Origin of the sequence: Pedococcus badiiscoriae (assembly GCF_013408925.1) — a bacterium.
GTDB lineage: Bacteria > Actinomycetota > Actinomycetes > Actinomycetales > Dermatophilaceae > Pedococcus > Pedococcus badiiscoriae.
Genome location: NZ_JACCAB010000001.1, coordinates 545,613 through 558,256, shown reverse-complemented (window position 1 = coordinate 558,256; position 12,644 = coordinate 545,613). Strand labels below are relative to the sequence as shown.

The window sequence follows — 12,644 nt, the reverse complement described above, 5'->3', positions numbered from 1 at the left end:
GCCGATGCCACCTCTTGCGCATCCAGCAGCGATCTGCACCCACCACATGTCGGCCGCCTTCGTGCTGCCACGCCTCACTGTGCTGCATGTGGCTCCATCGGTCAGCATTTCTGACCCAAGCACCGGCTCGGGATCTGAACCCCGGGCCGCGAACGAGGGGGAAGGATCCTTCGTGACAGACACCACCACTCTCGACTCTGCGGGTTCGCAGGACGAGAAGCCGCGCCGCTCCGGCGCGCTGAGCACCATGAAGGTCGCCGAGCTCCAGGGCCTGGCCGCCAGCATGGGCATCAGCGGCACGGCCAAGATGCGCAAGGGTGACCTGGTCACCGCCATCAAGGACCGCCAGTCCGGAGCAGGAGCGCCGGCACGCCGGACCGCCCCGACGCAGGAGCGTCCGGCTGCGGTCGAGACGGCCGCCGCCGAGCCGCAGACCTCCGACCGCTCCGCCGCCCGGGCCGAGGGCGACCGGGTCGCCGACGGGGACCGGGTCCAGGGCGATCGCCCGACCCGCACCCGGGCAGACCGGGCCGCACGACTCCAGGCCCAGCGGCAGGACCGCGAGCAGCAGGACCCTGAGCAGCAGGACCGAGGTCAGCAAGGGCGCGACCAGCAGGATCGTGGCCAGCAGGGGCGCGACCAGCAGGGGCGCGACCAGCAGGGGCGTGCCGATCGCCAGCAGGGCGAACGCCAGAACCGTGAGGCGGCCCCGTCGCGCGACACCCGCGACGACCGCGGACCGCAGGGCGGCCAGCGCGGGCAAGGTCAGCAGGACCACCAGGGCGGCCAGCGCGGCCAGGGCCAGCAGGACCAGCAGGGCTACGACGACGACGGGGACGGTCGTGGTGGACGACGCCGCAACCGCAACCGGAACCGCAGCCGTGACAAGCGTGGCCAGCGTGGCGACTACGGCAGTGACTACGACAACGAGCCGATGGTCGAGGAGGACGACGTCCTCGTGCCCGCGGCCGGCATCCTCGACGTCCTCGACAACTACGCGTTCGTCCGCACCTCGGGCTACCTGCCCGGTCCCAGCGACGTCTACGTGCCGCTCGGCATGGTCAAGAAGAACGGCATGCGCAAGGGCGACGCCGTCACCGGTGCCGTGAAGGCCCAGCGCGAGGACGCCCAGCAGAACCAGCGCCAGAAGTTCAACGCGCTGGTCCGGCTCGACACGGTCAACGGGATGACGCCGGACGAGGCTCGCAAGCGTGTCGAGTTCGGCAAGCTCACCCCGCTCTACCCGCAGCAGCGCCTGCGTCTCGAGACCGACCCGAGCATCCTGACCACCCGGGTCATCGACCTGGTCGCGCCGATCGGCAAGGGCCAGCGCGGGCTCATCGTGGCCCCGGCCAAGGCCGGCAAGACCATGGTCATGCAGGCCATCGCCAACGCGATCACGACGAACAACCCCGAGTGCCACCTCATGGTCGTCCTGGTCGACGAGCGGCCCGAGGAGGTCACGGACATGCAGCGCGCGGTCAAGGGCGAGGTCATCTCCTCGACCTTCGACCGGCCGGCCGAGGACCACACGACGGTCGCCGAGCTCGCGATCGAACGCGCCAAGCGCCTCGTCGAGATGGGTCACGACGTCGTGGTCCTGCTCGACTCGATCACCAAGCTGGGTCGTGCCTACAACCTCGCCGCGCCGGCGAGCGGCCGGATCCTCTCCGGTGGCGTGGACTCCGCAGCGCTCTACCCGCCGAAGAAGTTCTTCGGCGCCGCGCGCAACATCGAGAACGGCGGCTCGCTCACGATCCTCGCGACGGCCCTCGTCGAGACCGGGTCCCGCATGGACGAGGTCATCTTCGAGGAGTTCAAGGGCACCGGAAACATGGAGCTCAAGCTCGACCGTGGCCTGGCGAACCGCCGGATCTTCCCCGCGGTCGACATCAACAACTCGGGCACCCGCAAGGAGGAGATCCTCCTGTCCGGTGACGAGCTCAAGATCATGTGGAAGCTGCGCCGGGTGCTCGCCGCGCTCGACCAGCAGCAGGGCATCGAGCTGCTGATCGACCGGCTCAAGAAGACCAAGAGCAACATGGAGTTCCTCATCCAGGTCCAGCAGAACTCCTCGATCCGCCTGGACGAGGGCGACAAGGACTGACCGCCCACGGACCGCGGGCCCTGGCGGGGTCCGACACCCAGGTGGTGTCGGACCCCGGCAGCGCGCCGTACGGCTTAGCATGGGCACCGACGCACCAAGTGGACGACGACCGAAGGGAACGGCAGTGAGCGACGCAGAGGCAATCCGAGTGCTCGTCGCTGATGACGACCCGGATATCCGCGATCTCGTCGAGTTCAAACTCACCCAAGCCGGCTACGTCGTCCAGGCAGTTCCGGACGGGCTGAGCGCCTGGGAGGCGTTCCAGGTGGAGGCTCCGGCGCTGGTGATCCTCGATGTGATGATGCCCGGTCTGTCCGGCATCGACGTCCTGCGCAAGATCCGCGACAGCGGTGCTGCCAGCGTCCCCGTCCTGCTGCTCAGCGCGAAGTCGCGCGACAGCGACGTCGACACCGGTTTCGCCGTGGGAGCCGACGACTACGTCATCAAACCCTTCAGTCCACGAGAGCTGCTGCACCGGGTCAACGGGATCCTGGCGCGCGTCCGGTGATCCAGCACGACCTGCTGTGGGCATCGTCCGCCCTGGTCATGCTGGCCTGTCTGGCTCTGGTGGCGCTCATCGTGGCCACCAAGGTGTCTCGCACCGTGCGCGAGCGGCGCACCGCCGAGCTCGTCGCGCCACACCGTCCCCACCTGCTCGCGGTCGCGTCGGGTGAGGACGAGGACGGGACCCACCGCGATGCGCTGATCGAGGTGGACGGACCTGCTCGTGAGGCCGTTGACGACGTGGTCGTCGACCTCCTCGGCAAGGTGAGGGGGGTGCCGGCCGAGGAGCTCGCGTCGGTGCTGCTGGCCCACGGTGCCGTCGACCGGGCTCCGCACGACCTGCGCGACGGCAGCATCCTGCGTCGGGCACGGGCGGCGCACGTCCTCGGTCTGTGCCACGTCGGCGCGGCCCTGCCGCTGCTGGTGGCAGCGCTCGGCGACCCCGCTCCCGAGGTTCGCGTCGCCGCGACCCGGGCGCTGGGCCGCCTGGGAGAGCCGTCGGCCTCAGCCGCCCTGCTCGCCGCCGTCGGCGCCGAGCGGGTGGTCCCGGCCGGGCCGGCTGCAGACGCCCTCGAGGGGATGGGCGTCGGCATCTCCGGCGCACTGCGCGACGCGCTCTATGCGAGCAGCGCCACCACCCGCACGGTCGCGGCATACCTCAGCGGCGAAGGAAGCTTCTCGCGGTCCCTCGAGGGACTGCGCACCGTCCTGGCGTCCGACGACGACCACACGGTCCGGGAGGCCGCGGCGGTCGCCCTCGGACGGATGGGGCGCGCGGACGACGTGGCGGAGCTCCTGCGCGAGACGGCAGCGGACCGGCCGAGGTCGCTGCGCCGGGCCTGCGCCGCTGCGCTCGGTGAGCTCGGCGACCCCTCGGCCGTGGACGGCCTGGCGGAGCTGCTCGGCGACCCGGATCCGCGGCTGGCCGAGATCGCCGCGACGGCACTGCTCCAGCTCGGTCCGGCCGGGCGTACCGCCCTGGACGCGGCCCCGGACAACGCCTCGGTCGAGACGTCCCGGGCGCTGGCACGGCTGACCGGCAGCGCGGCGTGAGCTGGGACGGCTTCGTCGAGGAGCTGCGGTCCGTGGTGGTCGCGCTGATGGACATCACCTCGCTGCCGATCCTCGTCTACTTCGCGGTCATCAATCTCTCCTACCTCGTGCTCATCGTGCTCGCCAGCATCGACTTCCGCGCCCAGCACCGCCGTCGCGAGGCCGTGGTCGAGACCTTCGGCGGGGCGCTCACCCCCGGGGTGTCGCTGCTGGTGCCCGCCCACAACGAGGAGATGAGCATCGTCACCTCGGTGCAGGCGCTGCTGTCGCTGCGCTATCCCCGGCACGAGGTGGTCGTCGTCGACGACGGCAGCACGGATGCGACCTTCGAGCGGCTGCGCACGGCCTTCGACCTGGTCTCGATCCCGCGCGAGATCCCGCAGGACGTCCCGGTGAGGGCCCGCATCCTCGAGGTGTCCGTGCCTCGCGACGGCAGGACCCGCCTGCTCGTCGTGCGCAAGGAGAACTCTGGTCGGTCCGAGGCGATCAACGTCGCCCTCAACGCCGCGATCGAACCGCTCGTCGCGATGGTCGACGCGGACTCCATCCTCGAGCCCGACGCGCTGCTGAGGGTCACCCAGCCGTTCGCCGACGACCCGATCCGCATGGTGGCAGCCGGAGGAGCCATCCGGCCGGTCAACGGCAGCCGGGTCATGTCGGGACGCATCGCCAGGGTCCAGATGCCCAAGCCCTGGCTGGCCCGCGTCCAGGTGGTCGAGTACCTGCGCGCCTTCCTTCTCGGCAGGACCGGCTGGTCCCGCTTCGGGGCGCTCATCCTGATCAGCGGGGCGTTCGGCCTGTTCCGCCGCGACGTCGTCGTCGAGGCCGGGGGCCTGGACCCCGACAGCATCGGCGAGGACTTCGAGCTCGTGCTGCGCATCCACCGCAAGCTGCGCGACGAGCACCGCGACTACCGCGTCGGGTTCGTCCCCGAACCGGTCCTGTGGACCGAGGTCCCGGAGACCTTCTCGGTGCTCCGCAGCCAGCGACGCCGTTGGCACCGCGGCCTCTGGGAGACGCTGTGGGCCTACCGCGGGATGGTGCTGCGGCCGCGCTACGGCAAGGTCGGCATGATCGCCCTGCCCTACTACTGGCTCTTCGAGCTGTGTGCCCCGCTGCTGGAGTTCTTCGGCATCATCATCGTGCCGCTGGCGCTGCTCCTCGGGGTCGTCAACCTCCCGTATGCCGTCCTGTTCCTCGCGCTGGCGTACGGACTGGCCATCCTGGTGACGCTGTCCGCCATGGCTGCCGAGGAGTGGTCGTTCCACCGCCAGGAGCGCTGGCGTGACCTCTGGCTGACCCTGGCCGCCTCGGTGATGGAGAACATCGGCTTCCGCCAGCTGACGGTGTGGTGGCGGCTCGAGGGCTGGTGGTCGAGCCTGCGGCGCAAGAAGCACGTGTGGGGTGTCATGACCCGCACCGGGTTCGACGAGGCACCCGAGTGAGCAAGCTCGCGAGCCGGTCCGTCGCCGGACAGCTCAAGGTCCTCGGGCTCGCGCTCGTCCTGTTGTTCCCCATCGTGGCCGTCGCCTCGCTGACGACCATCAACAGCGAGGGTCGCAACATCCAGGCGCTGACGCTCGCCTACGGTCCGGCCTTCGACGCCAACAACGCGGTGCTCATCGACATGACGGAGGCCAATGCCGGGTGGAGCCAGCTGATGGGCGGTTCCGCCCCCCTGACGCGCTACCGCCTCAAGCAGGGGATCGTCGCGACGGACCTCGCCAACGTCGAGCGTGCCCTGAGGTCGCCGTCGATGCCGGCCGACAGCCGCGCCCACTACCTCACCCTGCTGAACCGCCAGCGCACCGCCGTCGACGCGTGGTTCCGGGCGGCGAAGGCCGCCGAGGACGACCTGGCCGGGACGCTGTCGCGGCGCAACGTCCTGGAGGCCGAGACGATGGACAAGTTCCGCGTCTTCCGTGACGGCAACCGGGACCTGTTCGAGGCCATCAGGCGCGAGCGCGACGCCGCGCGTGAGGGGTCGCGGGACTCCGTCCAGCTCGTCGTCGTGATCCTGGTCGTCGCCCTGGTCCTGGCCATGGCGATCGTGCTCGCTGGCTGGCGGTTGCTGCAGCGCTCCGTCAGCGGACCCCTGGAACGGCTGCGTTCGGTTGTCGAGCGCCAGCGCGACGGCGACCGCGACGCGCTGGCCGACACCGACAGCGGTGCTCTGGAGGTCCGCACCCTGGCCGCCGACTTCAACGGCCTGACCCACGCCAACAGGATCCTCGAGGAGCAGCAGTCGGTCGTGCTGCGGGCCCACCAGCTGGCCCTCGACGTCGCCCGCGTCGTGCCCGGGGCACCCAACCTCGACACGGCCCTGCACAACGTGTGCGCGATGCTCGGGGAGGGGCTGTCCGTCGACCGCGTCCTGCTCTACACCCACGACGAGTCGGGGGCGATCGACCAGCGCACCCAGTGGCACCGCCACGACCTGCCCGACCTGCCCGTGCTGCCGCCCTCGCTGGCGGGCGAGGTCAAGGCGGTCGGAGACGAGCTCCGCCGCCAGGCCAGCGTGTTCGTGCTGTCCGACTTCCTGCACGAGGAGGTCCAGACCCAGGAGCGGGCGCAGCGGTTCTACCGAGCGACCGGCGCCACGTCGCTGCTCATGGTGCCGGTCGGCATCGGCGAGCAAGGGCTCGGTGTGCTGTCCCTGATGACCGTGGACAGCCCGCGACGGTGGCGCCGCTACGAGATCCAGGCCGTGCAGCAGTGTGCCGGCTACGTCGCCCAGTCGATCGTGGACCTGAGGCTGCGCGAGCTGCGTGAGGTCCAGTTCGACCAGCTCACCGCGCTGGACCGGCAGAAGACCGACTTCATGGCCACCGTCTCGCACGAGCTGCGCACGCCGCTGACCTCGATCAACGGCTACCTGGAGCTCCTCGAGGACGGTGACTACGGCGTCGTCTCCACACCTCAGCGCGGTGCCCTCGACATCATCGGCCGCAACGCCAACCGGCTGCGCGGGCTCATCGAGGACCTCCTCGTGCTCAACAAGATCGAGGCCACCGGCCTGGAGTCCTCGACCGAGGACGTCGCCGTCGACGGGCTCGTCCAGGGAGTGGCCGACCTCCTGCGTCCCGTCGCCGACGCTGCCGGGGTCACCCTCGTGGTCGAACCGATCGACCCAGACCTCCAGATCAGGGTCGACCGCGGCCAGCTGGAACGCAGCCTCATCAACCTGGGCTCCAACGCGGTCAAGTTCACCCCGTCGGGCGGTCGGGCCACGATCGGTGCCGCGCAGGCCGACGGCCGCGTCGTGGTCACGGTGGCCGACACCGGCATCGGCATCCCCGAGAAGGACCTGCCCCAGCTCTTCGGCCGCTTCTTCCGCGCCTCGAACGCGACGGCTGCCGCCATCCCGGGCACCGGGCTGGGGCTGGCCATCGTGCGGGCCATCGTCGAGGGCCACGGGGGCGAGTTGCAGATCAGCTCGGTCGAGGGCGAGGGGACCGTCATCCGCGTGGTCCTGCCGACGGGGAATGACCGGACCCTCAGCACCGTTTAGGAGATGTGCGCCGGACTCTGGCACACTTGACCGCTGACCGGTTCACGGCATGGACACCCCTCTCACCATCGAGGAGTTCAGGGCAGCCCGCCCAGCCGACCCGGCCACATTGACTCAAGGAGCACGCTTTGCAGAAGGACATCCACCCCGAGTACGTCGAGACCACGGTGACCTGCACCTGTGGGTCCACGTTCACCACTCGCAGCACTGCGACCTCCGGCCAGATCCGCGCCGAGGTCTGCTCGCAGTGCCACCCGTTCTACACCGGCAAGCAGAAGATCCTCGACACCGGTGGCCGCGTGGCCCGGTTCGAGGCCCGCTACGGCAAGAAGGCCGCTGCCGAGAGCAAGTAGCTTTCCTGATGCGCCGGTCCTGACCCTTCGTGGTCAGGGCCGGCGCATTGCTTTTCCCGGTGCGCCACCCCGCGCCACCCCGCGTCAGCCCGCCTCACCCCGCCTCACCCGCACCCCCTCAGGAGCCCCGATGTTGGAGTCCGCAGCAGCGCTCGTGCACGAGCACGCCGACCTCGAGAAGCAGCTGGCGGATCCCGAGGTCTTCGCGGACCAGAACCTCGTCCGCAAGCTGAACAAGAGGTATGCCGCGCTGGCACCGACCGTCGCGGCATACCACGCGTGGCACACGGCGACCGACGACCTGGCGGCCGCCCGCGAGCTGGCCACCGAGGACGAGGGCTTCGCCGCCGAGGTGCCCGCCCTGGAGGCACGGCTGGCCCAGACCGAGGACACGCTGCGCCGGCTGCTCATCCCCCGCGACCCCGACGACGACCGCGACGTGATCCTCGAGGTGAAGGCCGGTGAGGGCGGCGAGGAGTCGGCGTTGTTCGCCGGCGACCTGCTGCGGATGTACCTGCGCTTCGCCGAACGCCGCGGGTGGAAGACCGAGATCATCGACGCCACCGAGTCGGACCTCGGCGGGTACAAGGACGTCCAGGTGGCCGTGAAGGCCAAGGGCACCCCCGCTCCGGGGGAGGGTCCGTGGGCCAGGCTCAAGTACGAGGGCGGAGTGCACCGCGTCCAGCGGGTGCCCGTCACCGAGAGCCAGGGCAGGATCCACACCTCCGCCGCCGGCGTCCTGGTGATGCCCGAGGCCGAGGAGGTCGAGGTCACCATCGACCCCAACGACCTGAAGATCGACGTCTACCGCTCGTCCGGGCCCGGTGGCCAGTCCGTCAACACGACCGACTCGGCGGTGCGCATCACGCACCTGCCGACCGGGGTCGTGGTGTCCTGCCAGAACGAGAAGAGCCAGCTCCAGAACAAGGAGTCCGCCATGCGGGTGCTGCGGGCCCGGCTGCACGCGGTGGCCAAGGAGGCGGCCGACGCCGAGGCGAGCGCGGCGCGGCGCAGCCAGATCCGCACGGTCGACCGCTCGGAGCGGATCCGCACCTACAACTTCCCGGAGAACCGGCTCTCCGACCACCGCACCGGCTTCAAGTCATACAACCTCGACACGGTGCTCGACGGTGACCTGGAGGCCGTGGTCCAGTCCGCCATCGACGCCGACGAGGCCGCGCAGATGGCGGCCGTTGCCGAGGGCTCTGGTCAGTGACCGACGCCGGGGACGACCTGCGCGCGGCGGTCCGGGCCGCGACCATCAGGCTGGCAGAGGCGGGGGTGCCTTCGCCCGAGGCCGATGCCGTGGCCCTCGCCGCCCACCTGATGAAGGTCTCCGTCGCGGACGTCCGCAAGGCCATGGTGCTGGGAGCTGCGGCCCCGGCGGCCTACGAACGGCTGGTGGCTGAGCGCGCCGCCCGGGTGCCGTTGCAGCACCTGACCGGCAGGGCAGGTTTCCGTGGGCTCGAGCTGAAGGTCGGCCCGGGCGTCTTCGTGCCCAGGCCGGAGACGGAGTTCGTCGCGGGGCTCGCGATCGAGGCAGCGCTGGCTCTCGAGGCGCCGATCGTGGTCGACCTGTGCACCGGTTCGGGCGCGATCGCCCTCGCCGTCGCCGACGAGGTGCCGGCCGCGACCGTGTATGCCGTCGAGCTGGGTCGCGACGCGCACGCCTGGGCCGAGCGCAACGTGGCCGACACCGGGCTCGCGGTGCGGCTGCGCCAGGGCGACGCCACCGACGCCTTCCCCGAGCTGGACGGCACCGTCGACATCGTCGCGTCGAACCCGCCGTACATCCCCCTCGGCATGGTCCCCCTCGATCCCGAGGTGCGCGACCACGACCCGGAGCTCGCGCTCTACGGCGGCAGCGAGGACGGGCTGGCCATCCCGCTCGCGGTGGCTCGGCGGGCGGCGCAGCTGCTGCACGCGGGAGGCCTGCTGGTCATGGAGCACGCGGACAGCCAGGGTGTCAGCCTGCCGCGCGCCCTGGAGCGCACGGGGGAGTGGGTCGACATCACCGACCACGACGACCTCACCGGCCGACCCCGCGCCACCACCGCCCGCCGAGCCTGACGCGCCTGACGCGCCTGAAAAAGGTCCGGCGCCCGCGGGCCGTGGTGCCATGATCGGCACATGGCCACTGGCGCACGCACCGTACTCATCACCGGCACCTCCACGGGGATCGGCCTCGAGGCTGCCCTCTGCGCCGCCCGCGCGGGCTGGCAGGTGGTCGCCACCATGCGCGACACCGGGCGGGCTGGCCGGCTCACCGACGCCGCGACCGCGGCAGGTGTCGAGGTGCAGGTCCATCAGCTCGACGTCACGGACCAGTCGTCGATCGACCGGTGTGTCGCAGCCGTCGTGGAGGAGCACGGCCGTCTCGACGCACTGGTCAACAACGCCGGGGCCGCCTACGTCGCGACCGTCGAGACGGGCGACCCGGCTGAGTTCCGCGCCTGCGTGGAGGTCAACTTCTTCGGCGTCGTGCAGACCACCCGCGCCGCGCTGCCACACCTGCGTGAGGCCGGCGGCCGGGTGGTGACGGTGAGCAGTGTCGGCGGGGTCGTCGGCCAGCCCTTCAACGAGGCCTACTGCGCGTCGAAGTTCGCCGTCGAGGGCTTCCTCGAGGCGCTCGCCCCGGTGGCGGCACGCGTGGGCGTGCAGGTTGCCGTCGTCGAACCGGGAGCCGTCGCCAGCGAGTTCGTCGCCAACGCCGGCATCGACGTCGAGGCCATGCTTGCCTCGGCCGGAGCGTATGCCGGACCGCTCAAGGGATACCTCGATCGCACCACCGCCCAGTTCGGGGCCAATGCCCAGTCCGCCGCGGACGCGGGGGCCGTGGTCGCCGGAGCGCTCGACCTCGACCCGCTCCCGTTCCGGATCCAGACGTCCGACGCGGCCCGCGCCTTCGCAGGGGTCAAGCTGGCCGACCTCGACGGCTCCGCCGTCCAGCGCCTCACCAGCGGTTGGCTGGGCAGCTGACCCTGGTGTGCTGCGCACGTCGCGGCGAGGCACACCCTTCTGCGACGGGTTGACGCTGCGAGGGCGCGGTCGATCGTCGCCGAGCCGGTCACTACGCTGGCGACCATGAGTCCGGTCTATGACTGCACCACGGAAGAGGGCCGCGCCGAGGGAGTCGCCCGGGCGGTCGATGCGGTGCGCGCGGGGCAGATCGTGGTCCTGCCGACCGACACGGTCTACGGCGTCGGAGCCGATGCGTTCTCCGCCGAGGCCGTGGCGTCCCTGCTCGCCGCCAAGGGACGCGGCCGCGAGATGCCACCACCGGTGCTGGTGCCCAGTGTGCGGACGGTCGACGGACTGGCGACCGACGTCCCGGCCTGGGCGCGGGACCTGATCCGCGAGTTCTGGCCCGGCCCGCTCACGCTGGTGTTCAAGGCCCAGTCCTCGCTGATGTGGGACCTGGGCGAGACCAACGGGACCGTCGCGCTGCGGATGCCCCAGGACGACATCGCGCTCGCGGTGCTGACCGAGGTGGGGCCGATGGCGGTGACCAGCGCCAACCTCACCGGCCAGCCCCCCGCCACCACCGTCACCGCGGCCGCCGCCCAGCTCGGGGCTTCCGTCAGCGTCTACCTCGACGGAGGGCCCACCACGAGCACCGAGGTGTCGACGATCCTGGACTGCACGGGTGACGAGTTCGTCGTGCTGCGGGCCGGAGCCGTCACGGTGGAGCAGATCAGGGCCGTGCTCGAGCCCCCGGAGGGGGCGTCGGACGCCCCGGAGGACGAGGATGGAGAGGCAATAGAGTTGCCTGCGGATCCCACCGTCGAGAGCCCCCTGCCAGGAGACACCCATGAGCGCTGACACCTTCTACGGTTCCGACTTCGGTGCCCTGGAGTCGTTCGACCCCGAGATCGCGGGGGTGCTGGTCTCCGAGCTCGACCGCATCCGCAGCGGGCTCCAGCTGATCGCCTCGGAGAACATGTCGAGCCCCCAGGTGCTGACGGCGCTGGGCTCCACGCTGTCCAACAAGTACGCCGAGGGGTACCCGGGTCGCCGCTACTACGGCGGCTGCTCTGAGGTGGACAAGGCCGAGACGCTTGCCATCGAGCGGTGCAAGGCCCTCTTCGACGCCGACCACGCCAATGTCCAGCCGCACTCCGGTGCCAGCGCCAACCAGGCGGTCTACGGCGCGTTCATGCAGCCCGGCGACACGATCCTCGCGATGGCCCTGCCGATGGGCGGCCACCTCACCCACGGCACGAAGGTGTCGTTCTCCGGCAAGTGGTTCAACGCCGTCCACTACGGCGTCGACAAGCAGACCGAGGACATCGACTACGCCGAGGTGGAGCGCCTGGCCAAGGAGCACCAGCCCAAGGTCATCCTCGCCGGCGGTTCGGCGATCCCGCGGCTCATCGACTTCGAGTTCTTCCGCCGGCTGGCCGACGAGATCGGCGCCATCTTCTGGGTCGACGCCGCCCACTTCATCGGTCTGGTGGCGGGCAAGGCGATCCCCAGCCCGGTCCCGCACGCCGACGTGGTGACCTTCACGACCCACAAGGTGCTGCGCGGACCCCGCTCGGGCGCGCTGGTCTGCAAGGAGGAGCACGCTGCCAAGCTCGACAAGGCAGTCTTCCCGATGATGCAGGGCGGTCCGCAGATGCACACCATCGCGGCCAAGGCGGTCAACTTCAAGGAGTGCGCGACCCCCGAGTACCAGGCCTACGCACGGCAGGTCATCGAGAACGCCTCCGTGCTGGCGACCTCGTTGGGGGAGAAGGGGATCCGCCCGACCACGGGCGGCACCGACACCCACCTGAGCCTGCACGACCTTCAGGGCGTCGGGGTCACTGGTGCCGACGCCGAGGCGCGGGCCGACGCCGCCGGCATCGTCCTCAACAAGAACGCCATCCCGTTCGACCCGCAGAAGCCCAACATCGCCAGCGGCATCCGCGTCGGCACGCCCTGCGTGACGACCCAGGGCATGGGCACGGAGGAGATGCGCGAGATCGCGGACCTCATCGCCACAGCGGTCACCCAGGGCGACGCCGACCCCGACCACGCGGTCTCCAAGGAGGTCCGCGCCAGTGTCACGGACCTCGTCACCCGTTTTCCGGCATACGCTCGAGGCTGAGTCCCGGCCCGTTCGAGACCCCCA

Annotated in this window: 11 protein-coding genes; all 11 read left to right on the top strand. The window is 70.8% G+C overall.

Features of this window, described 5'->3' with window-relative positions:
• Positions 1–172: 172 nt before the first annotated feature.
• Complete coding sequence (gene rho, locus BJ986_RS02645; protein WP_337794703.1) at positions 173–2,107, top strand: transcription termination factor Rho; 1,935 nt, start codon at positions 173–175, stop codon at positions 2,105–2,107.
• Positions 2,108–2,231: 124 nt separating this feature from the next.
• On the top strand, positions 2,232–2,615 hold the full coding sequence (locus tag BJ986_RS02640; RefSeq protein ID WP_337794702.1) for a response regulator transcription factor: 384 nt from the start codon (positions 2,232–2,234) through the stop codon (positions 2,613–2,615).
• On the top strand, positions 2,612–3,664 hold the full coding sequence (locus BJ986_RS02635) for a HEAT repeat domain-containing protein (RefSeq protein ID WP_179420592.1): 1,053 nt from the start codon (positions 2,612–2,614) through the stop codon (positions 3,662–3,664). The genes BJ986_RS02640 and BJ986_RS02635 overlap by 4 nt, the downstream gene beginning before the upstream one ends.
• Entirely contained in the window at positions 3,661–5,109 is a 1,449-nt protein-coding gene (locus BJ986_RS02630) for a glycosyltransferase family 2 protein (RefSeq protein WP_337794700.1), read from the top strand. The genes BJ986_RS02635 and BJ986_RS02630 overlap by 4 nt, the downstream gene beginning before the upstream one ends.
• On the top strand, positions 5,106–7,175 hold the full coding sequence (locus BJ986_RS16180) for an ATP-binding protein (RefSeq protein ID WP_179420591.1): 2,070 nt from the start codon (positions 5,106–5,108) through the stop codon (positions 7,173–7,175). The genes BJ986_RS02630 and BJ986_RS16180 overlap by 4 nt, the downstream gene beginning before the upstream one ends.
• 128 nt (positions 7,176–7,303) lie before the next feature.
• Positions 7,304–7,528, top strand: coding sequence for a 50S ribosomal protein L31 (gene rpmE, locus BJ986_RS02620; RefSeq protein ID WP_179420590.1), 225 nt, complete (start codon positions 7,304–7,306; stop codon positions 7,526–7,528).
• A gap of 130 nt (positions 7,529–7,658) precedes the next feature.
• Positions 7,659–8,744: a peptide chain release factor 1 gene (gene prfA / locus BJ986_RS02615; protein ID WP_179420589.1), complete on the top strand. Its 1,086-nt coding sequence runs from the start codon at positions 7,659–7,661 to the stop codon at positions 8,742–8,744.
• The gene (gene prmC, locus BJ986_RS02610; RefSeq protein WP_179420588.1) at positions 8,741–9,598 is read left to right on the top strand and encodes a peptide chain release factor N(5)-glutamine methyltransferase; all 858 of its coding nucleotides are present in this window, start codon (positions 8,741–8,743) and stop codon (positions 9,596–9,598) included. The genes prfA and prmC overlap by 4 nt, the downstream gene beginning before the upstream one ends.
• Positions 9,599–9,658: 60 nt before the next feature.
• Positions 9,659–10,507, top strand: a complete 849-nt coding sequence (locus BJ986_RS02605) for an SDR family NAD(P)-dependent oxidoreductase (RefSeq protein ID WP_179420587.1) — start codon at positions 9,659–9,661, stop codon at positions 10,505–10,507.
• 105 nt (positions 10,508–10,612) lie between these two features.
• Positions 10,613–11,350: an L-threonylcarbamoyladenylate synthase gene (locus tag BJ986_RS02600; RefSeq protein ID WP_179420586.1), complete on the top strand. Its 738-nt coding sequence runs from the start codon at positions 10,613–10,615 to the stop codon at positions 11,348–11,350.
• Positions 11,340–12,620, top strand: a complete 1,281-nt coding sequence (locus BJ986_RS02595; RefSeq protein ID WP_179420585.1) for a serine hydroxymethyltransferase — start codon at positions 11,340–11,342, stop codon at positions 12,618–12,620. The genes BJ986_RS02600 and BJ986_RS02595 overlap by 11 nt, the downstream gene beginning before the upstream one ends.
• The last annotated feature ends 24 nt before the right edge of the window (positions 12,621–12,644 follow it).

Excerpts from the sequence above, each read along its gene's own strand:
- BJ986_RS02600 (WP_179420586.1), top strand. The coding sequence starts at position 10,613 with ATGAGTCCGGTCTATGACTGCACCACGGAAGAGGGCCGCGCCGAGGGA.
- prfA (WP_179420589.1), top strand. The coding sequence starts at position 7,659 with ATGTTGGAGTCCGCAGCAGCGCTCGTGCACGAGCACGCCGACCTCGAG.
- BJ986_RS02605 (WP_179420587.1), top strand. The coding sequence starts at position 9,659 with ATGGCCACTGGCGCACGCACCGTACTCATCACCGGCACCTCCACGGGG.
- BJ986_RS02595 (WP_179420585.1), top strand. The coding sequence starts at position 11,340 with ATGAGCGCTGACACCTTCTACGGTTCCGACTTCGGTGCCCTGGAGTCG.